The organism is Sulfitobacter sp. SH22 (assembly GCF_965641905.1).
Lineage (GTDB): Bacteria > Pseudomonadota > Alphaproteobacteria > Rhodobacterales > Rhodobacteraceae > Sulfitobacter.
In genome coordinates this window covers 1,651,615-1,674,904 of the sequence record NZ_OZ282573.1, presented here as the reverse complement: position 1 = coordinate 1,674,904, position 23,290 = coordinate 1,651,615, and the positions used below count along the sequence as shown (strand labels likewise).

The window sequence follows — 23,290 nt, the reverse complement described above, 5'->3', positions numbered from 1 at the left end:
CGAGTTTGGTCTTACGCCACGTCCGAAAGCGCGGTCTGTGCTGTGACGCCAAGGGCGCGGCAGACGCTGCGGGTCAGTTCGGGGCGGTTGAGCGTGTAGAAATGCAGGTTCTCGATGCCTTCATCGACCAGTTTGCTGCACATTTCGGTGCACAGGGCGGTGGAGAGCAGATCGTGGCGGTCATCGCGGATTGCGGTTTCAAAGGCGTCATCCAGCCATGCGGGAACCGAGGTGCCGCAGCGCGTTGCAAAGCCGCGGGCGGATTTCCAGTTGGTGATGGGCATGATGCCTGGGGTGATCGTCTTGGTGATGCCAGCCGCCGCGCAGTCATCGCGGAACCGCAGGAAGGTATCGGCGTCAAAAAAGAACTGGGTGATCGCTTCGTCTGCGCCGGCGTCGAACTTGCGCTTGAGCCATTCGATGTTTTGCGCCTGATCCGCGCTTTCGGGGTGCGGTTCGGGATAGGCACCGATGCGCAGGGTGAATTTACCGGTGGCGGCCAGCGCCTCGATCAGTTCGACGCTGTTGGCAAAACCTTCGGGGTGCGGGGTGAACACCTTGGCACCGTTTTCGGGATCGCCGCGCAGGGCAACAATATCGGTCACGCCGATCTCGGCAAAGCTGTTGGCGACTTCCATGGTTTCGGCCTTGCTGGCCCCGACGCAGGTCAGATGGGCCGCCACGGGCAGGCCCGAGGTGCGGCGCAGCACATGGGCGGAATCATGGGTCAGATCGCGGGTCGTGCCGCCAGCGCCATAGGTGACCGAGAAGAAGCGTGGTGCCAGAGGGGCCAACGCCTGTGCTGTATCCCAAAGACGGAAAGACGCATCGACAGATTTGGGTGGGAACACTTCGAAGGAGACGGCGGGGCTGGTCATTTTTAAGATCCTATTCTGGCTTTCATCTCTTGTCGCACAGATGGAGTTGTGAAACAAACTCATAACTTTCATCTTCAACATGAGGAGCGCCTCATATGCATATTGAGTTCCGTCACCTGCGTACCATTCAGGCCATCCACGAGGCGGGCGGGTTGGCCCGTGCTGCCGAGCAGATGAACATCACGCAATCCGCGCTGTCGCATCAGGTCAAGGGGCTTGAGGATCAGGCGGGGGTCGAGCTGTTTGTGCGCCGGTCCAAGCCGCTGAAATTGTCGCCTGCGGGGCTGCGTTTGCTGAAGCTGGCGCAGCAGGTCTTGCCGCAGCTTGAGGCCGCGCAGGCCGAGTTTATGGGGTTGCGGGCGGGCAGCACCGGGCGGATGCACATCGCAATCGAATGCCACGCCTGTTTTGAATGGCTGTTTCCGGTGTTGGAGCAGTTTCGCAAATCGTGGCCGGATGTGGATGTGGATATTCGCCCCGGTCTTGCGTTCGATGCCCTGCCTGCCTTGTTGCGCGAAGAGGTCGATCTGGTGGTGTCGTCTGACCCCGAAGAGTTGCCGGGCGTTGAATTTGTCGAACTTTTCGACTATCAGGCGGTGTTTGTTGCAGCCAGCAGCCATCCTTTGGCCAAGAAGAAATTTATCGAGGCCAAGGATTTTAGAACAGAGACCTTGATCACCTATCCGGTGGAACGGACGCGGCTGGATGTGTTCAGCCAGTTGCTGATACCGGCCAAGGTCGAGCCCTTGGCGATCCGGCAGGTGGAATTGACGGCGGTGATCTTGCTGCTTGTTGCATCCAATCGAGGGGTGGCGGTGCTGCCCGACTGGGTGGTGCGCGAGGTCAAATACAGCAATGATTACGTCACGCGGCCCCTGACCGAGAAGGGGATCACCCGCAGGCTTTATGCAGCGGTGCGGCAGGACGATCTGGGCAAGCCCTATATGGACAAGCTGCTCAAGCTGGCGGGGCAAGAAGCGCGCAAGCTCCAGCAAAGCTGACCTGTCGGTTGCGGGGAGGCGCGGCCATGTTGCCCTAAGATCGTCGGGGCAACTGGTTGCGGCGGCGGGGTCGTTCAGGCGGTTGCCTTTAGCGGTGTGGGATCAACCGCGCTTTGGGGCATGGCGACGGTGAATTTTGCGCCAGCGCCGGGGCTGCTTTGGACCGTCAATTCGGCCCCATGAGCGGCGGCCAGGCTTTTGCACATGGCAAGGCCAAGGCCTGTGCCGCCTTCAAGCCGGTTGTCTTGCGGTTCGAGCTGCTGGAATGCGCCGAAAATCAGGGCCTGAGCGTCTTGAGAGATGCCGCAGCCATTGTCTTGGACTTCGATATTGAAACCGTTTTCCGTCACATAGGCGCGCAGAATGATTTCATCCGCCTTTGAAAACTTGAATGCGTTCCCGACGAGATTGACAAGTATCTGATGACAGCGCTGGTAATCTGCAAATGCGATTACGCCGTCACACTCGACCTTGATGGCGAAAGATTTTTCTGCGGCCATAATCGAGAACTGATCCCGGACCTTTTCCAAAAGCGACCCTATGGGGAATGATCGTTTCTCCAGTTTGAGATCGCCAAGCTCAAGACTGGTGTAGTCCAGAATCTCGTTTATCATCTTGAGAAGATGGCTTGCCGCGACTGAAATCTTTTCGCCGTAAAGTTCGGCTTGATCCCCCAATCGGTTGTCATTGAAAGAGACCACAGTTTCGATGGATGGCGATTTCTTGGCGTTCACCTCTTTGAGTTTGGCCAAGATGCCCGCATAGCCGATGATGATCGAAAGCGGTGTTCTGAGTTCATGGCTCAGGATACCCAAAAATTCGGATTTCGCGCGGCTGGCGCTTTCTGCTGCATTCCTGGCTTCGGTCAGTTCGGCGATATTTTCCGTAAAGGTGCGGTTTTCAATCACATAGCCCAGCAGCGCGCCCATAACGATGATCATGGCCGTGCCCGTGATGGCCAAAGCAAGGATCTTGAACGCCTCGGGATTGGTGAAGTCGCCGGTAATATTGATCGGGTCCACATTGAATGCCGTCATGCCGGTGAAATGCAGGCTGATGATGGCGCAGGTCAGTGCGATCACCATGAGGTATTCGCCGGATTGTTTTGCCCTTTGTCCGAACACAAGAGCAGCAGAGGCGAAAACCGTCGCAAGAATAACCGAGGCGACCAGATAGCCGTAATCCCAAAACACGATCCCCTGCACGCGGTATGCGATCATGCCCGCATAATGCATGCTGGCAATCGCAAGGCCCAGCACGGCACCGCCGATGGCTGGGGCAAAGCGGATCCGGGTGGTTGTGGAAAGGAATATCCCCGCCGCACTGCCCGCGACTGCGATCAGAAACGAGACAAGGGTGAGCGTCAGGTCGAAATCAACCGGCGCGTCGGGTTGAAACCCCAGCATGGCCACAAAATGCGTGCACCATATCGAAATGCCCGCCGTAAGGGCGGTCAAAAAATTCCATGATATCGCATGGTGATGCGATCTATGTCGCGCGTGCCGGTACAGTCTGGAGGTCACCCAGCTTCCGAACGCACATAAAATAGCGGCCAGAATGACCAGGCTGACTGGTCTTGTCACGGTTACGTTCCGGTCTCTCAACTCATTTATGCGGCCTTTCGTTCGAATGCCAAGGGGCTTTTCCCGCCGAGCGATGAGTGACGTCGGCGTGGATTATAGAAGCCATTGATATACTGGAATATCGCGCCTTCTGCCTGGCGGCGTGTGTCCCAACGATTGCGCCAGATCAGCTCTGCCTTGATGGATTTGAAGAATGTCTCAACCATCGCATTGTCGTAACAATTGCCCTTGCCGCTCATCGAGACCTTGAAGCCGTGCTTTGACAGGCGGCGCTGATACTCGTTGGAACAGTATTGCGACCCGCGATCCGTATGGTGAATGCAGCCTTCGGGCGGTTGCCGTAGCGCCACAGCCATGTCCAACGCCCGGATCGCCAAATCCCGTTTCATGCGGTTGCTGACAGCCCAGCCGATGACGCGGCGAGAGTAGAGGTCGAGGATGACAGCCAGATATAGCCAGCCTTCGCTGGTCCAGATGTAACTTATATCACCGGCCCATTTCTGGTTCGGGCCATCCGCAGTGAAGTCCTGATCCAGCAGGTTGGGCGCGATGTTGAACGTGTGATCGCTATCTGTTGTGACCTTATATTTTTGGGTCCTGACGACCTTGATGCCGTTCTCGCGCATCAAACGGCCCACACGCCCGTGGCCGACGCTCAGCCCCAGTTCTTGCAGTTCTTCAGTCATCCGTGGGCGTCCGTAGCTTTGCAGGCTAAGCCGATGCTGCTCACGGATGTGGGCGAGAAGTACCATATCATCTCGCTGCCGTTGGCTCATTGGGCGTATCCGCCACGCACGAAACCCACGAGACGTGACCTGCATGATACGGCAGAGAAATTCTACGGGCCAAGCTTCCTTCCAGGCGTCGATGAAGGCGAACCTCACCGGCTTTCGCCTGCAAAGAAGATTGCCGCCTTTTTTAGCACTTCCCTCTCCTCGCGCAGTAGCCGGACTTCTTTGCGAAGGCGGATGTTTTCCTTCTCAACATCCTCATGCGGCCCAGACATCAGATCGTCGTGCTGATGTTGCTGAACCCACTTGTTCAGCGTGGAGACGCCAACCCCTAAATCCGATGAAAGCTGCGGGCGCGTTAAGCCGCTGGTCGTCGCCATTCGCACAGCATCACGCCGAAACTCGTCTGTGTATCGCTTTGCCATTCCTTATCTCCTTCATAGCAAACATTGCTCGAAAGAGACCGGAACTAAAACGGGGCAAGACCAAAAATTGTCGGGGGCCATTTGCCCCCGACCTTGAAGGTTTAGATGACCTTGACGATGGCCTTGCCGTTGTTGCCGCCAGTCAGCAAATCCATGAACGCTTGTGGCGCGTTTTCCAGACCTTCGGTGATGTCTTCCTGAACCGCAATCGACCCGTCTGCAACTTTGGGGGCGACCTCTTTCAGGAAGTTGGGGAAGTTCGCCCAGTGGTTCGAAATGATAAAACCGTTCACGCTGAGGAAGTTCACAAGAATGGTGCGCCACAGTTTCGGGGCGGTCAGCGCCTGTTCGGCTGCATTCGCGCCCAGACCACCGGCGTTATACCATGCGATCATGCCGCAGATCGGGATGCGGCCAAAGGGGTTCATCAACGGGATCACGGCTTCAAGCACCTTGCCGCCGACATTCTCGAAGTAGATGTCGATGCCTTTGGGGCAGGCTTCTTTCAACGCGGCGCTCAGGGATTTAGCATCCGGATAGGCACGGTGGTCCAGACATTCGTCAAAGCCAAAGTGGTCCTTGGCCGTGGCGCATTTATCAGCGCCCCCCGCGATGCCGACCACACGCAAGCCATGGGCCTTGGCGATCTGGCCCACCATCGACCCGACCGGACCTGTGGCGGCGGCAACGACCAGCGTTTCGCCAGCTTTGGGGCGACCATATTCCATCAGACCCTGCCAGCCGGTAAAGCCGGGCATGCCCAATACGCCCAGCGACGTGGTGATCGGGGCCTGCGCGGGGTCGACCTTGCGCAGCATCTTGGCTGGTTGCACGCCATGGGTGGCCCAGCCGAACATGCCAAAGGCGAAATCGCCCGGTTTGAAATTCGGGCTGTTGGACGCGATGACCTCACCTACGGCCCCGCCTTCCATGGTGCCGCCGATGGGCACGGGGGCGGCATAGGATTTCGCATCATCCATGCGGCCGCGCATATAGGGGTCAAGTGACATGTAGTGGACGCGCACCAGCACTTCGCCGTCACCCGGCGTTGGGACGGCGGATTCCTCAAGGCGAAAGTTCGCGGCTGTGGGCGCGCCATCAGGGCGCGATGCCAAGACGATATGTTTCATTGTATCGGTCATTTCGGGGTCCTCCGGTTGTTTCCTTGGGGGCACCGTATCTGGAAAGCATTGGCGCGCAAGCGGCGTTCAGACGACACGTTGCGTCAGAGGCCGGGTTGCACCGATCGGGCTTTGGCAATCTGGCCCTTGGCAATCGGGGCTTGCGGGCTTAAAGGGAGGGCTGATTGAATGAAGGGCGCGGAAAATGGTTGGCAGTGCAAATCTAAACATCATGATCAAGGCAGCGCGGCGCGCAGGCCGCGGGCTGGTCAAGGATTTCCGTGAGGTAGAGAACCTTCAGGTGTCTATGAAAGGTGCAGGCGACTTTGTCAGCCGCGCCGATATACAGGCCGAAAAGACCATCAAGGAAGAATTAATGGGCGCCCGCCCCACCTATGGCTGGTTGGCCGAAGAAGGTGGCGGCGACGAGGGTCAGGACCCCACACGCCGCTGGATCGTGGACCCGCTGGATGGCACAACCAACTTCTTGCACGGTTTGCCCCATTGGGCGATTTCCATCGCGTTGGAACACAAAGGCCAGATCGTGGCCGGCGTGGTGTTTGACCCCGCCAAGGACGAGATGTTCTTTGCCGAAAAAGGGGCCGGTGCCTGGATGAACGACATGCGTTTGCGTGTTTCGGGCCGTCACCGGATGATCGAATCCATCTTTGCCACGGGCCTGCCTTTTGCCGGCCGTGCCGATTTGCCTGACACGCTGCGCGATCTTGGGCGCATTTTGCCGGTTTGTGCGGGCGTGCGGCGTTGGGGCTCTGCGGCGCTGGATTTGGCATATGTTGCGGCGGGCCGCTATGACGGATATTGGGAACGTCGCCTGAATTCATGGGATCTGGCGGCAGGCATGCTGATTGTGCGCGAAGCGGGTGGCATGGTTGAACCGATGAACCCGAATGGCGACATTCTGGCAGACGGCGAGATTGTCTGCGCGAACGAGGCGTTGTTCTCGGGCTTTGCGAAAATCGCACGCGGTTGAGTGCTTTGCCGGGGACGGGATGCCTTCGGCGAGGATTTTAGACCATTTGGAATTAAAACGTTGTATTGTGCAAGCCACTGACAGGCGTGTGGCGTTTATCCATGGTTACTTGCGCCGTACCTTTGGGATGCGGCTGCGCACCGTTGGATAGGTGGCATCTGGATGCGGTGGCCGGCCATGAGTTTGTGACCAGAACCGCGGGCCGCCCAAGCGCAGCCAGATCGGTATGGTCAGGATCATCCCCACGATAAACCCGCCCGTATGCGCCCAATAGGCCACGCCGCCCGTTTCGGGGTCGGTGCCGACGCTGCCGATGAATTGCATCCCCAGCCAAAGCCCCAGCATGATCCAGGCCGGGATCGGCAGGATGCGGAAAAACACGATAAAGATAATCAGGATGTCGACTTTGGCTTTGGGATAGAGCAGCAGATAGCCCCCCATTACCCCTGCAATCGCCCCTGATGCACCCACCGTGGGCACACCGGAATAGGGGGCCGATATCACATGTGCCGCGGCCGACAGGACACCACAGGCAAGGTAGAAGGCAAGATAGCCCAAATGGCCCATCTCGTCTTCGATATTGTCGCCGAAAATATACAAAAACAGCATGTTACCGGCCAGATGCATCCAGCCGCCATGCAGGAACATCGACGTGAAAATACCGGTATAGCCACCGCCTGTGGTGACCCTTTCAGGCAAAAGCGCCCAGTTGAAAAAGAACATGCCGATCGCGCGGTCATCATTCATCAGGCTGACATAGCTTAGAAACACGCCTATGTTCACCGCCATCAGCAGGTAAGTCACATAGGGCGTGCGCCCCGACGGGTTATGGTCGCGAATTGGAAACATGCCGTGACCCTTAGCCATCGCCGGGGCCGGGTCAATAGGCGTCAAAGGGCAGGGTTTCAGATGAAGATCACATGTTTGCACACGGCACAAAGCCATGTTGAGGGGATGACAGCCCTGTTTGCCAATCAGGGGTGGGATGGCGCGTTGGAACATGTCGTGCGTCCTGACCTTTTGGCACGGGCACAATCGGACGGGATTGATGCGGTTGCGCAGGATGTCGGCGCGGTGCTGGCGGACTGTGCGGATGCTAATGCGGTGCTCTGTACCTGCTCGACCTTGGGCGCGCTGGTCGAGGCGTCGGGCACAGGCAAGGCGGTGCGGATCGACCGGCCAGCGATGGAGCAAGCGGCATCCTATCGCAACGTTATGCTGGCGATTTGTCTGGAAAGCACCCGCGCCCCGACTGTCGCGTTGTTCGAGGACTGCGCCAAGGGGCGCGAACCCGTGGTCGTGTTGTGTGACGGGGCATGGGCCCATTTCGAGGCAGGCGATATGTCCGGTTTCAACCGCGCTGTGGCGCAGTCGGTCGGGGCCGCGATGATCAGTGCCCCTGAAACGGCGTGTATCGTTCTGGCGCAGGCCTCCATGCAGGGGGCGGCCCCGTATTTGATGGATATGGGCGTGCCGGTGTTAACCACACCTAGGTTGGCGGTGCGGCGGGCAATCAAGATCGCCCGCCAATAGCGCCAGTTACCCCGCAGCGCCCAGCAACTGCGCGTTCCCGCCCGAGGCCGTGGTATCCACGCACAGGTGGCGTTCGGCGCGGACGTGGGCCATGTCAGGCAAGCCCCGGATCAGCGGCACAATCGGGCCTGTGCGTTTGGCGAGTGCTTGTTCGATGGCGCGGGCGGTTTCTTCGTCGCCCCACCACAGGATGCCGCCATAGCTGGGCCCCTCTGCCAGCGCTGCAACGTCGATCTGACCCGTCAGTTCCAGCGTGTCACCGCCAAGCGCCGATACGGCGCGGGCCTGTTCGGTGGCGGTGTCCTTGCCCGGCCCCATGCACAACAATGCAGGGCGCGGCATAGAGCTTAGGCGGTTTGTCTCGCCTGTTGGTCCGGGCAGGGTAACCGTGTCAATCACAACGCCGATGTGGTCCGGCAATTCGGGCAGATCGGATTGTGTGCCTTCCCATTTCTCATCGACCGATTTCATGTCCGGCACGTCAAAGCGGAGCAGATAGTTCGGGCCGCCCGCTTTCGGGCCGGTGCCTGACATCCCTTCGCCGCCAAAGGGTTGCGAGCCGACGATGGCCCCGATCTGGTTGCGGTTCACATAGATGTTGCCCGCTTCGATCCGTTCGGAAACGTGCTGCACGCGGTCGTCAATGCGCGATTGCAGGCCAAAGGTCAGCCCGTAGCCGGTGGCGTTGATGTCATCGATCACCTTGTCCAGCTGCGTCGCCTTGAAGGTCGCGATATGCAGCACCGGGCCGAAAATCTCGCGCTCGAGGTCCGAGATGCTGTTGATACGGATCATCGTGGGCGGAATGAACGTGCCTTGGGCGGGGGCGGTCATTTCCGCAATCACCCGTCCCTCACTGCGGGCTTTGTCGATGTGATCGGCGATACCTTTGCGGGCGGTTTCGTCAATGACGGGGCCAATATCGGTAGACAGATCCCACGGGTTGCCCATCACCATCACCTCTATCGCGCCTTCGATCATTTCGATGACTTCTTTGGCAATGTCTTCCTGTACATAAAGGCAGCGCAGGGCGGAACAGCGTTGGCCTGCAGATTGGAACGCGCTTTCCACGATGGCCTGAACGGCCTGCTCGGGCAGGGCGGTGCTGTCCACGATCATGGCGTTCAGGCCGCCGGTTTCGGCAATCAGCGGGGTGCCGGGGGCGCAGTGATCGGCCATGGACTGGCGGATCTTGAGGGCCGTCGCGGTCGAGCCGGTAAAGGCCACACCGCCAACGCGCGGATCAGAGGTCAGCGCCGCGCCCACATCCCCGCCACCGGGCAGCAGTTGCAAGGCCTCGCGCGGGACGCCCGCCTCGTGCAGCAGCGACACCGCAAGAAAGGCAATCAGGGGCGTTTGTTCGGCGGGTTTTGCGAGAACGGCGTTGCCAGCGGCCAGAGCGGCACAGACCTGTCCACAGAAAATCGCCAGGGGGAAGTTCCACGGCGAGATGCAGGTAAAGATGCCAGCGGGGGGGACATCGGTTGCCTGCGATGCATAATAGCGCAGGAAATCAACGGCTTCGCGCAGTTCGCCAACGCAGTCTGGCAGGCTTTTGCCCGCTTCGCGGGTCAGCAGCGCAAAGATTTCACCGTAATGTGCTTCCAGCATATCAGCGGCTTTCAGCAGGATGTCCTGCCGCTCTTCCAAGGGCGCGTCCCAGGTTTTCGCGAGGTCAAATGCGGTTTTCACATCGGCCGGGGATGCATTGCACACGGTGCCGGGGCTGCGCCCTGCGGCTGCGGGGTTTTGCAGGCGGACGGCTTTTTGCGGCTTGGCCTCTCCGGCGATCAGCGGGGTTGCGGCCCAGCGATGGGCCTTCCAGGGAGCGCGCGCGGATTCGATCATATCCAGCGTGGGGGTGTGCATCAGGTCAAACCCCATCGAGTTCACCCGCATCGGCTGGAACAATTCCGGGCCGGTCGGGATCTGGAGCACAGTCTCGGACAGGCTCTCGAACGGATCGGCGGCAACTTGTTCGGGGGTGACGTCCTCGTCGACGATCTGGTTCACAAAGCTGGAGTTCGCCCCGTTTTCCAGCAGACGGCGCACCAGATAGGCCAGCAGATCCTTGTGGGCCCCGACAGGTGCATAGACCCGGCAATGGGTGCCATGCTTTTCCATGACGATGTTGTGCAGGGTCTCGCCCATGCCATGCAGGCGCTGGAATTCGAATTTTTCCTTGTCCTCGGCCATGTGCAACACGGCGGCAACGGTGTGGGCGTTATGGGTGGCAAACTGCGGATAGATCCGGTCTGTCATGCTTAACAATTTGCGCGCGTTGGCGATATAGGACACGTCGGTCGCGGCTTTTTGGGTGAAGACGGGGAAGCCATCGACACCTTTGACCTGCGCGCGTTTGATTTCGGTGTCCCAGTAGGCCCCTTTGACCAGACGGACCATGATCTTGCGGTCGTGGCGGATCGCCATGTCATAAAGCGCGTCGATCACGACACCGGCGCGCGGCCCATAGGCCTGCACAACCACTCCAAAACCGGCCCACCCCGACAAGGCCGGTTCGGACAGCACCTTTTCGATCACATCAAGGGACAGACCCAAACGGTCGGCTTCCTCGGCGTCGACATTCAGACCCATGCCCGCAGATTTCGCCAGCAGCGCCAGCGCCCGCAGACGCGGCACCAGATCGCGCATCACCGATGCTTCCTGCGCGACCTCATAGCGGGGGTGCAAGGCCGACAGCTTGACCGAGATGCCGGGGTTCTTGCGGCTGTCTTTGTTGGTGCAGGCAATCGCAATGGCCGAAATCGCACGGCTATAGCTTAGGTGATACCGTTTGGCATCGGCTTCGGTGCGGGCGGCTTCGCCCAGCATGTCATAGGAATAGGTATATCCCTTTTTCTCCATGCCTTTGGCGCGGTCCATCGCGCCGTTGATGTTTTCGCCCAGCACAAACTGGCGGCCCATTTCCTTCATCGCGCGGCTGACGGCGGTGCGGATAACCGGTTCGCCCAGACGTTTGATGGCGGCGCGGATGTGGCGCACGGGGCCGGGTTGTGCATCATCCAGCACGCGGCCTGTCAGCATCAATGCCCATGTCGACGCATTCACCAACGGCGAGGTCGAGTGGCCCATGTGACGGCCCCAATCGGAGGGCGCGATTTTATCTTCGATCAGCGCATCAATGGTTTCGGCATCCGGGACGCGCAACAGCGCCTCGGCCAGACACATCAGGGCAACGCCTTCGTTTGTGGACAGGCCATATTCGGCCAGAAACACCTCCATCATGCCGGGGGCGGTGTGGTTGCGAATGGCGCGCACGATGTCTGCTGCGTCTTTGGTGATCTTTACCCGATCTTCAGGCGACAACTGAGTATTGCGGACGAGTTCGCGCAAGACGTGATCTTGGTCAGTATAGGTGCCTGCATCAATCTGATGACGCAAAATCGGGGAAGAATCACGTGCCATATCGGCCTCCTTTGTTAATTGGGCTAGCGTAGTCCCGATTTTGAAGTAATAGTGACTGATTGGTGCCTGTTTCATAGGTAAACCGGTTTATTATTGGGTACACCACGTGACAAACGACGACTTTAAGATGGACCGCTTTGACCAGGCTATCCTGACGGTGTTGGCCGAGGATGGGCGGATCAGTATTACCGACCTTGCGAAAAAGATCGGGCTCTCGAAATCCCCCACTCAGGCGCGTCTGCGCCGGCTTGAAATCGCAGGTGTTATTCTGGGCTACCGTGCGTTGCTTGACCCGATCCGGCTGGGGTTGGATCACGTCGCTTTTGTCGAGGTCCGGCTAAGCGACACGCGCGAAGTCGCGCTCAAGGCATTTAACGCGGCGGTGTTAAAGGTGCACGAGATTGAACAGGTCCATATGATCGCAGGCAGCTTTGATTACTTGCTGAAGGTGCGGACCCGCGACATGGCGGCGTACCGGAATTTCCTGGGCGAAACGATTACCACGCTGCCTTATGTGTCGAACACGTCGACCTATGTGGCGATGGAAGCGGTCAAGGAAATCATGCTCGCAGATGTGACTTGACTGAAACAGGGTTACCGCGCTCCATCGGGGTATGCGTATCTTTTGTGTCCTTGCCCTGATTTGCAGCCCCGCATTTGCGGCTGATTGCCCTGCGCCTGCGGATACGGCGGCCGAGCTGACCGATCTTTTCGAAAAATCCAGAACCGCCGCAGATTTCCGCGAAGGCGCGTCGGTTGCCAGCCAGATGTGGCTGGTCTGGCTTCGCGCCCCTGATGCTGCTGCCCAAGAGGTGCTGGACCGGGGCATTCGCAAACGGGATGCTTATGATTTTATTGGCGCACTTGCAGAATTTGACCGGCTTGCCAGCTATTGCCCGACCTACGCCGAAGGGTTCAATCAACGCGCCTATATCAATTTCCTGCGCGAAAACTATGACGCCGCATTGATTGATCTGGATATTGCATTGAAATTACAGCCTTTTCACGTGGCCGCGCAATCGGGCAGGGCACTTACCCTCATGAAGCTCGGGCGCATACCAGAGGCCCGCGCGCAATTGCTGATTGCTGTCCAAAACAATCCCTGGCTGTCGGAAGCGGCGCTTTTGGCCAAGGGCGCACCCCTTGGCCCGGTCGGAGAAGACATCTGACCATTTACACTGCCCGCAAGCTGGCTATTGTGCGCGGCGTTGCGGGCGTGATGGAATGGTAGACATACCAGACTTAAAATCTGTTGGGCCTTGTGCCCGTGTGGGTTCGAGTCCCACCGCCCGCACCACTTTTTCTACCTCACAGGCCCCACCGCCTTCCGGTCGGTTTGCCCGTGTGTGACGGTGGGTTCTGCGGTTTTGCGCTGGCTGCTCAGGCCACATCCACCCAGTCCGGCACAAAGCTGCGCCAGTCGGGGTGGCGTCCGGCGGCATAGTCCATGCCGATCCTGACCCAGTCGATGTTACCGGCCTGCGCACTGGCCCCGCCAGCCCCGCCTCCATAGATCACCTCCCGCGTGCCTTCCTCGAAGGCCTCAATCGACTGCGCCCAGGTGTCGCCGTCCCAATGCAGTGTCATGTGGCGGCGCAGGGGTTCGTATTCGGCGGTAAAAAGCGTGCCGAACCCTTCGGCAAAGCGGTCTTGTTTCAACGGGGCTTGGGTGAATTGGCCCACCAAGGTTGAGGGTGTCGGCGCGTCCGAAAGCACCCCCGCCAGATGGTCGGCGCGCTCGAACGTGCGGGTAAAGCCACCGCGGTCCGGCGCGGTCCCGTTGGTCTGGTGGTTGGTGGCAACCAGACGCGGCTGCACCTTTGCACCGCCGCCTGCGTAAATCTCGACGCTTGCGGCCGCGCCGGATGCATCGGCGACCACCACGTTATAGGGCATGTGCGAGGGTACCCGTTGCAAGACACGCAAGGCTTGGGGGACGGTCTCGCAGGTTTCGAGCACATAGCGCAGGATCGTGGTGATCCCGAACCCGCGTGCCGTTTCCTGCCGCCCGCCATAGGCCAGCGCGATGCTGAGCCCCGCATCGTTGATCCCGTCGGACAGGCCCCACAGGAATTCGACCATGCCCATGACGCGCCGCCCGGTCCATGCGCTGTGCAACAGCAACCCTTCGTTCAGGTCAGGCGACAGGTCATAGTTGCGCACAAGGCGGATGTCGTCGCGTGAGGTGGCCACAGCCAGCGAGCAGCCCCCCAGATAGCTGGGCGGGCACCATGTGGACAAAAAGCGCGCGGCGCGATCCGATCCACCCGCCAAAGCGGTGAGTTGCGCGTTAACGGGGACCAATTCGGGCATGTAGTCGTGCAAGGCGGCCTCGCAAGCCGCGCGGTCGGGGCCGGTGTCGCCACCATTTGCCACGAACCACGCCTCGTAGGCGGGCCAGGATCGTTGCCAGCGGGCGGCCCATTTGGGGCCGGGGGTGGCTTCGCTGATCGCATCAAAGGTCAGGGAATGGGTCATGTCATGCGCTTTTCATAGGGAGATCGAGGAAGAACCGCACCATTTCGGCGCTGGCATCGGGGCCGTCGGGATCGGTGTAAGACCCCGCACTGTGGCCACCGGACCACGCATGGCCAAGGCCCGCGATGGTCCAATGCTCCATCACCGGATGGCCGTGGGGCGACAGGGTGCTGCTGCGGGTAAAGCTGCGTTTGCCAGCGTTGCCGTCCTCTTGCACTTGGGGGCCAGTGGCGGCGGCACCGGCAATGTGGTGTCCATTCGCGGGGTGGACCGTGCTGTCGGCATCGCCGTGAAAGACGATCGTCGGGATCGGTCGGGCTTTTTGTGCATCAGGACCACCGGAGCCCATCGCCGCAAAGGCTGAACGAGCGTTATGCGCAGCCTTGTAGGGCAGGCCGGAATGGGCTCCGACACCGCTGAACACATCCGTATAGGTTTGCCCCAAGATCACCGCCATCGCCGCCCCTGCCGACAGACCGGCGACAAAGCTGCGCCCGTGGGGGATTGCATGGTCGCGCTGCATCTTTTGCGCCAGACCGGCGAGGATCGCGGGTTCGCCCGCGTCCCGCATCTGGTCGGCGGGGCCAAACCAGTTCCAGCAGCTTTGCATGTTCGCCCTGCGTGATTGCGCAGGGTAAACCACGATCAGCCCGTGCCGGTCGGCCAGCGCGTTCATGCCCGTGCCCTTGGCGAAATCCACCGGAGATTGTTTGCAGCCATGCAGCATCATGATCAGGCCCTTGGCGGGCGCACCGCTCAGATCGGGGATATAGGCGCGATAATCGCGGCTGCCTTGCGCACAGGCAAAGGTGTCCCCGTCAAAACGCGCCCCCTGCGGCAGGGGCGGTTCGGTCACATCGGCGGCCGGCATGCGGGATCTCGATAGGGTGCCGAGCCGCGCCAGAGTTTCCCGCAGGCTGCGACCGATCTTGGCCGTGCCGAAGGCTGTAGCGTCGGGGGTTTGGGGCGTGCTGGGGCCGGACACGCCGCCCTTGGCAAGCGCTGCCTGTATCATCTTGGTCGCGTCAGCAGGGTTACCCTTGCGCACGAATTCACTGGCCCGGCGCATGGCCGACTTGAAATCATCAGTCATTCTTAGTTCCTTTAAGGGATTAAATCGGGGTCAGCTGATCCGCGCGCCAAGGGCCTTTTTCACCTCGGCACTGGCCTGAAGCGCGCCCAGCACGGTGATTGACCCGATGGTCGCAAGCGCCAGTTCGGGCGTGACATCGCTGGCGATGCGGGCAAGGCCCACGACCTTGACGTGCAACATTTCGTTCGCGGCGCGCACGGCTTCCAGATCGGCGACGGAGTAATCACGCAACCCCAGTTCCATCGTGTGGCGGTCAATCGATTGCCGCACGGTGTCGGATTGGTGGTCCAACTGGTTGCGAATGGCCGTGCGGATAAAATCGCTACGGTTCGAATAAAAGCCTTCCTGCACCAGCAGATCAATCCGGCCCAGATCGACAAAGCCCAGATTGATGGTGATCTTTTCGTTTTCCGGCATCTTGTCCCGGATCTGTCTGACGTTGGTCATGATGTTTCTCCATCCATGTGGATGGTATATGGATGCTGAATGCCGCATTGCAACAGGCGATTTCGATTTAGCCGCTTTTAGGCCAACATCCGCAGGGCTGTTTCCAGATCATCCCTGAACTGCGCAGTGGCATCTGCCTTGGCGGCGGGGTCGGGCAGGCGCAGCAGATAGGACGGGTGCAGGGTCAGCAGAACGGGTGTGCCGTTTGGCGTTGCCTCAACCGTGCCACGGCGGGCAAGGATCGCGTCACGGCGGCCTGTCAGCCCTTCGGCGGCGGTGGCCCCCATCCCAAGGATCAGCTTGGGCTGCACCTGTGCGATTTCCGCATCGAGCCACCAGCGGCAATGGTCAATCTCGGACCTGTTGGGCTGCTGGTGGATGCGCCGTTTGCCGCGTGGCGTAAATTTGAAATGTTTGACCGCGTTGGTGACATAGGCCTGTGTCCGGTCCAGCCCCGCCTGCGCGGCGATCTGGTCGAACATCTGCCCCGCAGGACCGACAAAGGGGCGACCGCTTAGGTCTTCCTGGTCGCCGGGCTGTTCGCCGACGATCATCAGGTCGGCATCCATCGGCCCTTCGCCCACGACCGCTTGGGTCGCGGTGCAATGCAGCGGGCAACGGGTGCAGGCGGCAATCGCGGCGGGCAGCGCGTCTTGGGGGCCGTCCCACGCCGAATGATGTGCCGCCAGCTGCGCCTGAACCTGCGCCATGCGGGCGGGGGGCAGCGACGGGGCCGCTTCGGCCATTGCACGGGCGCGGGCGGGGGCATCGGCGATCATCTGGGGGATGAACGCCGCCTCGGGCATGTTCTTCCAGTATTTCTTGGGCATCTCGGATTGCATGGCTTTGACCATCAGCCGCGCGGGGTTAAAGATGTTCTGGAAATAGGTGATCCAAAGCTGTTCGCTGGCGTCTTCGGGCAGGTGCGGCTTTTCCTGCCCTTCGCGAAAGGACAGCTTGCCGTTTTCGAAAATCGCACAGACATCGGGTGTCAGGATGCGCCAGTCCATATCGCTGAAGCGGCGCACGAAAAAATCGGCCGTGGGCTCAACCGTGTGGTAGGTCGGCTCGAACCACGCGGCAAAAGACCGGCGCGGGGCGTCTGCGCTGCCGATCTCGCGGAAACGCACAAAGGCTTTCATCTTGTGCTGGCAGCGATGCACGTTCTTTTCCATCCTGCGCAGCTGCGACAAGTCCGCATCGCCGCGATCCGTCATCAGATGCGGCGCGTCCTTGAGCCGCCAGAGAAACGCATAAAGCCGCGCAAAACGTTCGGGATCACCGTGCCAGACCACGCTGCTGGCCATGCTGACAAAGCTGCGCGGCACGGTGACCTGGCGGTTTGGCCGCAGGGGCGCGTCAGTGCCAAACAGGTCGGGCGCGGTGGTGGCATCCCCCCACAGGATGTCTTCGGGGCGGATACCGGCGGCCAGAAACTGCCGCGCCGCATCGCGCCACGCCTGCGCGGTGCCGATCTGTGGCATGACGGCGCGGTGCATCAGAACAGGGTCAACTGTTCTGGCGGTGGTGTGAAACGGGCGCGTAAATCGGCGCTGTCGGTCAGGCTGCCGGGGGACCAGCCTTCGGCGGTGATGAAACTGCGCGCCTTTTTCATCGAGGCACCCATGCGCAGCAGATCCTCAAAACGCAAGGTGCGGTGGCGGCGGGTGGTTAGAATGCGGTTGACGGTCTTCACGCCAAAGCCGGGCACGCGCAACAGCATCTCGCGACTGGCGCGGTTGACGTCCAGCGGAAAGACCGCGCGGTGGACCAAGGCCCAGGCCAGCTTGGGATCAACCTCAAGATCAAGGTTCCCGTCGGCGGTCACGGACGTAATCTCGTCCAGCTGGAAATCATAGAAGCGCAGCAGCCAGTCTGCCTGATACAGCCGATGTTCGCGTTGCAACGGTGGCCGGATCAACGGCAGCTTGGAGGAACTGTCAGGGATCGGCGAGAAGGCGGAATAATACACCCGCTTGAGCTTGTAGCTGGAATAGAGCCGCGTGGATTGCCCCAGCACGGTGGCATCATTCGACCCGTCGGCCCCGATGATCATCTGTGTCGATTGCCCCGCAGGCGCAAACCGCGGCGGGCGCTTGCCCGTGTGGGAAGTGTCTTTTGACACCTCTTTGCGCAGCCGGAAATTGGCCATCGCCTTGCGGATCTGGTCGGGCTTTTTCTCGGGCGCATATTGCTGGACGGCGGCATCGGTGGGCAGTTCGACGTTGATCGACAGACGATCCGCCAGCAGCCCTGCTTCGGCGATCAGTTCGGGGGCGGCATCGGGGATGGTTTTCAGATGGATATAGCCGCGAAAGTTTTCCTCGTGACGCAGTTTCCGCGCGATTTGCACCATATCTGACATCGTGGCATCCGGCGACCGGATCACGCCCGAGGATAAAAACAACCCTTCGATGTAATTGCGGCGGTAGAATTCGATGGTCAGCTTCACCACTTCGTCCACACTGAACCGTGCACGGGCGACATTCGATGAGGCGCGGTTGATGCAATAGCTGCAATCGTAGATGCAGAAATTGGTCATCAGGATTTTCAGCAAGCTGATGCAGCGCCCGTCCGGCGCGTAGGCGTGGCAAATACCGCTGCCCTCGTTCGACCCCAACCCCTTGCCATCCCGCGAGTCGCGTTTCGTGGAGCCTGACGAGGCACAAGATGCGTCGTATTTCGCCGCGTCGCTTAGAATCGCGAGCTTTTGTTCTACCGTATGTTTAACCATACGTTCACTGTATGTTCTTTTTTCGACTGTGTCATGTGAATAGGCTGCGATCAGTCGCCGCAGCCCGCTTTTTTACGCTCACATTTCAGTGGGACCCGCCTGACGCCTCAGGTTTCGAGGTTGGGGTACACACGGCGCAGGGTTTCAATCAGCTTTTGGCTGCTCACCGGCTTTTTTACCACACGGTCGTCTGGCCCAAGAAAGCTGATCTGGTCGCGATCATAGGCGGTGATGAACACAAAGGGGATGCCGCGTTCGCGCAAGATGTCGGCAACCGGTTTCGACGTTTTGTTATGCCCCAAATTCACGTCAAGAAAGGCGATATCAATGTCACCCTCGCGTGCCTTGATCTTGGCATCCTCAAGGTGGATGGACGGGCCAACGACGTTAAATCCAATGTCTTCAAGGATATCGGTCATTTCAAAGGCCACAACGACCTCGTCTTCGACGATGAAAATATTTTGAGGTTTATTGGCCATTAGCTTGCTCGGTCTTCCCTGTGTTGGGGCATCCGCAGATGCCAATTAAATCCTTGGGGCCCGAAATCCGAAGTGATCTCGCCGCCGGTCTCCATCTGCAAGGCGCGACCTGTGATAAAGCTGCCAAAGCCGGTTTCGTCCGGCTTTTCAGCAGCGGGGCCGCCTGTCTCGATCCAGTGCAGTTCTATAACCGAACCATCCGCCGTGTCCGATTGTTCCCACGTCAAATTGACGCAGCCATCGGGCACCGAAAGCGCGCCGTATTTCATCGCGTTGGTGGCAAGTTCGTAAAATGCCATCGAGAAGGACAAAGCCTGACGCGAGGGGACTTCAATTTGAGGGCCGCTCTGAATAATGCGGCCATGTCCGATCGGGTCCAGAACGTCTGCGGCGACGGCACCGATATCGGCGCGGTCCCATTTCGTGCCAACCAGTTTGGAGTGGGCCATGGCATAGGCATTCAGCCGTTGATCAATGGTTTCGCGCAATCCGCGCTGGATGCTCATCTTGCGCAGGGACTGGCTGACGATGGATTTTACCACGCTAAAGGCGTTTTTCACGCGGTGGTTCAGTTCCGCGATCAGGATATTTTGCGCCTCGCGCAGGCGGCGTTCTTCGTCGATGTCGATCAGGGCGACCGACGCGCCGATGCGCGTGCCATTGGCGTCGATCACCGGTCTGCCAATGATCCGCATCCAGAACATCGTGCCGTCACCTCGTTGGTAATGCACGTCAATCTCGGCATGGGCTTCGCCATCACGGATCACGCGCGACAGCGGGTATTCGTGGCTTTCGACCCGAGAACCATCCTCGTGGAAGGACACCCAATCGCCATAATCTTCGGTGTCTTCTGAATGGATCACCGGGTGGCGCACCATCATTTCGACATGGCTGTTGCCATAGATGATCTTGCCTGTGTCATCGGCCATCACCACGCCCACAGGCACGGTTTCCATCATCGCCTCAAGAAAAGTCAGGCGGTTGGAAGTAGCCCCCGAACCATGTCCGGCTGCTTGCGCTTCTTTGGCTGCCAATGCGCCTTGCAGGTGCACAAGTTCTGCTGCCATCTCGTCAATAGATCTTGTAGGCATTGAAATCCCCACGCCCTTTCATTGAATCACATGATAGGTAAGCCGCGGGAACGATCTGTCCAATGCGAAGATCGCAAAACCTGATTATCAATAGATAATAAAGCCCTGAAACGGGCGTAGGGCGTTGGAACCAAAGCGTAATATATTCATCAAGGTTTATGCCGGAAGGGCGGGTTTCCGCTCTTCCGGAGTGCGAGTTTAATATTTTGCAGCGCCGCCAGTCTGGTTTAGCGCTGGTAGCGCGCCGTGGATCAGGTCCGCACACCTGCGAATTTTTCGGCCCATTCGTCGCGCTGTTCGTCGGTGATTTTCGCGAACAACACTTCTGGCACGTCAAAGGCGTGACCGGGTGCAAGCTGGGCCAAGGCCGCGGGCACATCATCGGGCCAGCCAGCGTTTTCCACATGCATGCTTTCCAACATGCTGGCCGCGGCCGTGGGGATGAAGGGCGCGGACAGAACCGCGTAAAGCGGGATCAGGTTCAACGCCAGACGCACTTGGGCCGCAGCCTTGTCCGGGTCGGTCTTGAAGGTGGTCCAGGGTGCTTCGGCTTGCAGGTATTCATTGCCCGCCGCCCAGATCGCCCGCAATTCAGCGGCGGATTTACGGACTTCCATCGCCTCCATCGCGGTTTGGTACCGCGCGACCCGTTCGGTCAGGTCCGCGATCAGCGCATGTTCGGCGGGCCCGTATTCGCCCGCTGCCGGCACGTCTTCGCTGAATTTCGAGCGGCAGAATTTCGTGATCCGGCTGATGAAGTTGCCCAGAACGTCGGCCAAATCCTTGTTCACCGAGGCCTGGAAATTCTCCCAGGTGAATTCGGCATCGGATGTTTCCGGCGCATGGCTCAGCAGCCACCAGCGCCATGTGTCGGCGGGCAGGATTTCCAGCGCCTGATCCATGAACACCCCGCGCCCGCGCGAGGTCGAGAACTGCCCGCCATCATAGGTCAGGTAGTTGAAGGATTTTATGTAGTCGACCAGCTTCCATGGCTCGTTGCTGCCCATGATCGTGGCGGGAAAGCTGAGCGTGTGGAAGGGCACGTTATCCTTGCCCATGAACTGGGTATAGCGCACGTCGTCGGCACCTTTGTCGGTGCGCCACCAGCTTTCCCAATCGGAACCTTTGCCCGCATCGACCCATTCCTGAGCGCAGGCGATATATTCGATGGGGGCGTCGAACCAGACATAGAACACCTTGCCCTCCATGCCCGGCCAGTCCTCGTCGCCGCGTTTGACGGGCACGCCCCAGCTTAGGTCGCGGGTGATGCCACGGTCTTGCAACCCGTCGCCGTCATGCAGCCATTTCTTGGCGATGGAGGTGGTCAACACAGGCCAGTCGGTCTTGGAATCGATCCAGTCGGACAGCCGGTCTTTCATCTGGGACTGCTTGAGGAACAGATGTTTGGTCGCGCGCATTTCCAGGTCGGTGGCACCCGACACGGTGGAGCGCGGGTTGATCAGATCTTCGGGGTCCAGCTGCTTGGTGCAATTGTCGCATTGATCGCCGCGCGCATCCTCGAACCCGCAATTGGGGCAGGTGCCTTCGACATAGCGGTCGGGCAGGAAGCGGCCATCGGTTTCGGAATAGATCTGGCGCTGCTCGACTTCCTCGATCAGGCCTTCTTTGTACAAGGCACCGGCAAAATGCTGGGTCAGCTTTTGGTTCTGGATGCTGGACGACCGACCGAAATGATCGAACGACAGGCCGAAACCTTCGGCAATCCGCGCCTGAACCTCGTGCATTTCGGCGCAATATTCCTCGACCGGTTTGCCCGCTTTGGCGGCGGCCAGTTCGGCGGGGGTGCCGTGTTCATCTGTGGCACACAGGAACAACACCTCGTGACCGCGCGCGCGCAGATAGCGGGCGTAAAGATCGGCAGGCAGCTGGCTGCCCACAAGGTTACCTAGGTGTTTGATCCCGTTGATGTAGGGAATGGCGGAGGTGATAAGGTGGCGTGTCATGGTAATGGCCCCGAAAATGCTTTGGCATGTCTCTAACGCAGGGACGGGCCAAGGGCTAGGGGGCGTTGTCGTTGCTTGCGTCCCGTTGGCGGCGCATCAGGCGGCCAATGGTGAAAGATGTGCGTGGCGCATAGACATAAGGCGTGCGCTTTTTCCGGGTGGGGCGGGCGCGCAGACGTGTCAGGCCGAAAATCACCAAGACCCCGTGCCCGACCGATATCATGGTGAACAACGCCGCCGGGCCGTAGCTGTCAATCAGCACCGACGCCAGATAGGGCGCAAAGATCGCGCCGACGGCAAACCAGAACATCAGCGCGGCAGACAGTTCGACGCGTTCCTCGCTGGTGGCAAAATCATGGGCATGGGATGCGGCGACTGAATAGATCGGAAATGTGGTCAGCCCGAAAAATGTTGCCGCGAAAAATACCGCCTGGGTGCCAAGCCCGGCCGTCATCACCGTGACCGCGCAACTGACGATGGACGCGGCAGACATCCAGATCAGCACCCAGCGGCGGTCGAACTTATCTGCCAGCCAGCCAACGGGGAATTGCGCCAATGCGCCGCCCAGAACAAAGGCCGACAAGAACCATGCAATCTGGCCCGCGCTCAGGCCGACTTCTTCGCCATAGATCGGGCCGACCATGCGAAACGATGCGCTGGACAGGGCGGCAACCACAACGCCCGCCACCGCCAAGGGGGACCGGTCCAGCGCCAGCCGGGGGCGCAGGCGCGGCTGGGCTGGCGTTTCGGGCTGCGGCAACGTGGTAAGGGTCAGCGGGATCAGCGCCGCACAGCACAGGATCGCCAGCAGGTTATACGACACATAGGATGCGGGGGCCAAAACGCCGATGATCATTTGCGCGGCCAGTGATCCGCTCATGTCGACCACACGGTAGGCCCCCATGGTGCGGCCCCGCGTTTCATTGGTGACCTTGGCGTTCAGCCATGCCTCGACCACGGTATAGCAGCCCGCGACGCACAGGCCCGACGCCACGCGCATCAGCGCCCAGGCATAGGGGTCAAGCACCAGCATATGCGCCATTAACCCGATCGCGCCCGATGCCGTGAACGCGGCAAAGGCGCGGCTGTGGCCGACGCTGCCCATCAGGCGCGGGGCCCACCAGCAACCGATAAAGAACCCCACGAAATGCGCCGAACCGAGCAGGCCGATTTCCTGATTGGAAAAACCCAGCTGAATGCCCGAAAGCACGTCCAGCGGCCCCACACCGCCCGAGGACAGTTGCAGCAGGATGACGGATAAAAACAGGGCGGCAAATGAAATGAGCAAGCGCATGATTTTTACTTTGTCGGCAAT

The 23,290-nt window shown here is 59.8% G+C and carries 20 protein-coding genes and 1 tRNA gene; 6 read left to right on the top strand and 15 right to left on the bottom strand.

The window, feature by feature from the left end; genetic code table 11:
- Positions 1-11: 11 nt before the first annotated feature.
- Positions 12-878 carry a methylenetetrahydrofolate reductase [NAD(P)H] gene (gene metF, locus ACSQ13_RS10160; RefSeq protein ID WP_295512561.1) on the bottom strand — a complete coding sequence of 289 codons (867 nt, stop codon included), beginning with the start codon at positions 876-878 and terminating at the stop codon, positions 12-14.
- A gap of 95 nt (positions 879-973) precedes the next feature.
- Here metF and ACSQ13_RS10155 point away from each other — a divergent pair, with 95 nt between their 5' ends.
- Complete coding sequence (locus ACSQ13_RS10155) at positions 974-1,879, top strand: LysR family transcriptional regulator (protein ID WP_176249628.1); 906 nt, start codon at positions 974-976, stop codon at positions 1,877-1,879.
- A 74-nt stretch (positions 1,880-1,953) separates the two neighbouring features.
- Here ACSQ13_RS10155 and ACSQ13_RS10150 read toward each other — a convergent pair whose 3' ends face one another.
- The 3 genes from ACSQ13_RS10150 to ACSQ13_RS10140 form a co-directional block, all read right to left on the bottom strand.
- A complete protein-coding gene (locus ACSQ13_RS10150) occupies positions 1,954-3,336 on the bottom strand; it encodes a sensor histidine kinase (RefSeq protein WP_295512560.1) in 1,383 nt (460 codons plus the stop codon).
- 152 nt (positions 3,337-3,488) lie between these two features.
- Positions 3,489-4,618, bottom strand: a protein-coding gene (locus ACSQ13_RS10145) for an IS3 family transposase (RefSeq protein WP_295513100.1) whose coding sequence is annotated in 2 segments (ribosomal slippage) — positions 3,489-4,372 and positions 4,372-4,618 — 1,131 coding nt in all. Because the reading frame shifts where the segments join, the coding sequence is not laid out codon by codon here.
- 101 nt (positions 4,619-4,719) lie between these two features.
- Positions 4,720-5,760: an NADP-dependent oxidoreductase gene (locus ACSQ13_RS10140; protein WP_295509144.1), complete on the bottom strand. Its 1,041-nt coding sequence runs from the start codon at positions 5,758-5,760 to the stop codon at positions 4,720-4,722.
- Positions 5,761-5,944: 184 nt separating this feature from the next.
- Between ACSQ13_RS10140 and ACSQ13_RS10135 the strand changes: the two genes are divergently transcribed.
- A complete protein-coding gene (locus tag ACSQ13_RS10135) occupies positions 5,945-6,730 on the top strand; it encodes an inositol monophosphatase family protein (protein WP_176249626.1) in 786 nt (261 codons plus the stop codon).
- A gap of 105 nt (positions 6,731-6,835) precedes the next feature.
- Here the strand turns inward: ACSQ13_RS10135 and ACSQ13_RS10130 are convergent, their stop codons facing one another.
- A complete protein-coding gene (locus tag ACSQ13_RS10130; protein ID WP_295509141.1) occupies positions 6,836-7,579 on the bottom strand; it encodes a rhomboid family intramembrane serine protease in 744 nt (247 codons plus the stop codon).
- A 60-nt stretch (positions 7,580-7,639) separates the two neighbouring features.
- Between ACSQ13_RS10130 and ACSQ13_RS10125 the strand changes: the two genes are divergently transcribed.
- Complete coding sequence (locus ACSQ13_RS10125; RefSeq protein ID WP_295509138.1) at positions 7,640-8,263, top strand: hypothetical protein; 624 nt, start codon at positions 7,640-7,642, stop codon at positions 8,261-8,263.
- A 6-nt stretch (positions 8,264-8,269) separates the two neighbouring features.
- On the opposite strand, the gene putA is transcribed toward ACSQ13_RS10125, so the two are convergent.
- Positions 8,270-11,689, bottom strand: coding sequence for a bifunctional proline dehydrogenase/L-glutamate gamma-semialdehyde dehydrogenase PutA (putA, locus tag ACSQ13_RS10120; RefSeq protein ID WP_176249624.1), 3,420 nt, complete (start codon positions 11,687-11,689; stop codon positions 8,270-8,272).
- Between the two features lie 127 nt (positions 11,690-11,816).
- Between putA and ACSQ13_RS10115 the strand changes: the two genes are divergently transcribed.
- From ACSQ13_RS10115 to ACSQ13_RS10105, 3 genes are all read left to right on the top strand, one after another.
- Positions 11,817-12,272 carry an Lrp/AsnC ligand binding domain-containing protein gene (locus ACSQ13_RS10115; RefSeq protein ID WP_176249750.1) on the top strand — a complete coding sequence of 152 codons (456 nt, stop codon included), beginning with the start codon at positions 11,817-11,819 and terminating at the stop codon, positions 12,270-12,272.
- A 31-nt stretch (positions 12,273-12,303) separates the two neighbouring features.
- Positions 12,304-12,858, top strand: coding sequence for a tetratricopeptide repeat protein (locus tag ACSQ13_RS10110; RefSeq protein ID WP_176249623.1), 555 nt, complete (start codon positions 12,304-12,306; stop codon positions 12,856-12,858).
- A 41-nt stretch (positions 12,859-12,899) separates the two neighbouring features.
- Positions 12,900-12,986 (top strand) — tRNA-Leu (locus tag ACSQ13_RS10105).
- Between the two features lie 83 nt (positions 12,987-13,069).
- Here the strand turns inward: ACSQ13_RS10105 and ACSQ13_RS10100 are convergent.
- The 9 genes from ACSQ13_RS10100 to ACSQ13_RS10060 all read right to left on the bottom strand — a co-directional run bounded on the left by ACSQ13_RS10100 (position 13,070) and on the right by ACSQ13_RS10060 (position 23,269).
- Positions 13,070-14,167 carry a C45 family autoproteolytic acyltransferase/hydolase gene (locus ACSQ13_RS10100; RefSeq protein ID WP_295509135.1) on the bottom strand — a complete coding sequence of 366 codons (1,098 nt, stop codon included), beginning with the start codon at positions 14,165-14,167 and terminating at the stop codon, positions 13,070-13,072.
- 1 nt (position 14,168) lies between these two features.
- The gene (locus ACSQ13_RS10095) at positions 14,169-15,260 is read right to left on the bottom strand and encodes an extracellular catalytic domain type 1 short-chain-length polyhydroxyalkanoate depolymerase (protein ID WP_295509133.1); all 1,092 of its coding nucleotides are present in this window, start codon (positions 15,258-15,260) and stop codon (positions 14,169-14,171) included.
- A gap of 30 nt (positions 15,261-15,290) precedes the next feature.
- Positions 15,291-15,707: a CopG family transcriptional regulator gene (locus tag ACSQ13_RS10090; RefSeq protein ID WP_295509131.1), complete on the bottom strand. Its 417-nt coding sequence runs from the start codon at positions 15,705-15,707 to the stop codon at positions 15,291-15,293.
- A gap of 77 nt (positions 15,708-15,784) precedes the next feature.
- Entirely contained in the window at positions 15,785-17,206 is a 1,422-nt protein-coding gene (locus ACSQ13_RS10085; protein ID WP_295509129.1) for a UdgX family uracil-DNA binding protein, read from the bottom strand.
- The gene (locus ACSQ13_RS10080) at positions 17,206-18,441 is read right to left on the bottom strand and encodes a putative DNA modification/repair radical SAM protein (protein WP_295509126.1); all 1,236 of its coding nucleotides are present in this window, start codon (positions 18,439-18,441) and stop codon (positions 17,206-17,208) included. The genes ACSQ13_RS10085 and ACSQ13_RS10080 overlap by 1 nt, the downstream gene beginning before the upstream one ends.
- A gap of 107 nt (positions 18,442-18,548) precedes the next feature.
- Complete coding sequence (locus ACSQ13_RS10075; protein WP_176249617.1) at positions 18,549-18,920, bottom strand: response regulator; 372 nt, start codon at positions 18,918-18,920, stop codon at positions 18,549-18,551.
- A complete protein-coding gene (locus ACSQ13_RS10070; RefSeq protein WP_176249616.1) occupies positions 18,920-20,011 on the bottom strand; it encodes an HWE histidine kinase domain-containing protein in 1,092 nt (363 codons plus the stop codon). Before ACSQ13_RS10070 ends, ACSQ13_RS10075 begins: the two co-directional genes overlap by 1 nt.
- A gap of 251 nt (positions 20,012-20,262) precedes the next feature.
- A complete protein-coding gene (metG, locus tag ACSQ13_RS10065; RefSeq protein ID WP_176249615.1) occupies positions 20,263-21,975 on the bottom strand; it encodes a methionine--tRNA ligase in 1,713 nt (570 codons plus the stop codon).
- Positions 21,976-22,030: 55 nt separating this feature from the next.
- Positions 22,031-23,269 carry an MFS transporter gene (locus ACSQ13_RS10060; RefSeq protein WP_176249614.1) on the bottom strand — a complete coding sequence of 413 codons (1,239 nt, stop codon included), beginning with the start codon at positions 23,267-23,269 and terminating at the stop codon, positions 22,031-22,033.
- Positions 23,270-23,290 lie beyond the last annotated feature (21 nt).

What these genes read in the sequence shown, in the direction of transcription:
- ACSQ13_RS10095 (WP_295509133.1), bottom strand. Translation starts at nt 15,260, where the DNA reads ATGACTGATGATTTCAAGTCGGCCATGCGCCGGGCCAGTGAATTCGTG.
- ACSQ13_RS10075 (WP_176249617.1), bottom strand. Translation starts at nt 18,920, where the DNA reads ATGGCCAATAAACCTCAAAATATTTTCATCGTCGAAGACGAGGTCGTT.
- ACSQ13_RS10155 (WP_176249628.1), top strand. Translation starts at nt 974, where the DNA reads ATGCATATTGAGTTCCGTCACCTGCGTACCATTCAGGCCATCCACGAG.
- ACSQ13_RS10140 (WP_295509144.1), bottom strand. Translation starts at nt 5,760, where the DNA reads ATGACCGATACAATGAAACATATCGTCTTGGCATCGCGCCCTGATGGC.
- ACSQ13_RS10060 (WP_176249614.1), bottom strand. Translation starts at nt 23,269, where the DNA reads ATGCGCTTGCTCATTTCATTTGCCGCCCTGTTTTTATCCGTCATCCTG.
- ACSQ13_RS10100 (WP_295509135.1), bottom strand. Translation starts at nt 14,167, where the DNA reads ATGACCCATTCCCTGACCTTTGATGCGATCAGCGAAGCCACCCCCGGC.
- ACSQ13_RS10125 (WP_295509138.1), top strand. Translation starts at nt 7,640, where the DNA reads ATGAAGATCACATGTTTGCACACGGCACAAAGCCATGTTGAGGGGATG.
- putA (WP_176249624.1), bottom strand. Translation starts at nt 11,689, where the DNA reads ATGGCACGTGATTCTTCCCCGATTTTGCGTCATCAGATTGATGCAGGC.
- metF (WP_295512561.1), bottom strand. Translation starts at nt 878, where the DNA reads ATGACCAGCCCCGCCGTCTCCTTCGAAGTGTTCCCACCCAAATCTGTC.
- ACSQ13_RS10115 (WP_176249750.1), top strand. Translation starts at nt 11,817, where the DNA reads ATGGACCGCTTTGACCAGGCTATCCTGACGGTGTTGGCCGAGGATGGG.
- ACSQ13_RS10110 (WP_176249623.1), top strand. Translation starts at nt 12,304, where the DNA reads ATGCGTATCTTTTGTGTCCTTGCCCTGATTTGCAGCCCCGCATTTGCG.
- ACSQ13_RS10070 (WP_176249616.1), bottom strand. Translation starts at nt 20,011, where the DNA reads ATGCCTACAAGATCTATTGACGAGATGGCAGCAGAACTTGTGCACCTG.
- ACSQ13_RS10090 (WP_295509131.1), bottom strand. Translation starts at nt 15,707, where the DNA reads ATGACCAACGTCAGACAGATCCGGGACAAGATGCCGGAAAACGAAAAG.
- ACSQ13_RS10130 (WP_295509141.1), bottom strand. Translation starts at nt 7,579, where the DNA reads ATGTTTCCAATTCGCGACCATAACCCGTCGGGGCGCACGCCCTATGTG.
- ACSQ13_RS10085 (WP_295509129.1), bottom strand. Translation starts at nt 17,206, where the DNA reads ATGCACCGCGCCGTCATGCCACAGATCGGCACCGCGCAGGCGTGGCGC.
- ACSQ13_RS10135 (WP_176249626.1), top strand. Translation starts at nt 5,945, where the DNA reads ATGGTTGGCAGTGCAAATCTAAACATCATGATCAAGGCAGCGCGGCGC.
- ACSQ13_RS10080 (WP_295509126.1), bottom strand. Translation starts at nt 18,441, where the DNA reads ATGGTTAAACATACGGTAGAACAAAAGCTCGCGATTCTAAGCGACGCG.
- metG (WP_176249615.1), bottom strand. Translation starts at nt 21,975, where the DNA reads ATGACACGCCACCTTATCACCTCCGCCATTCCCTACATCAACGGGATC.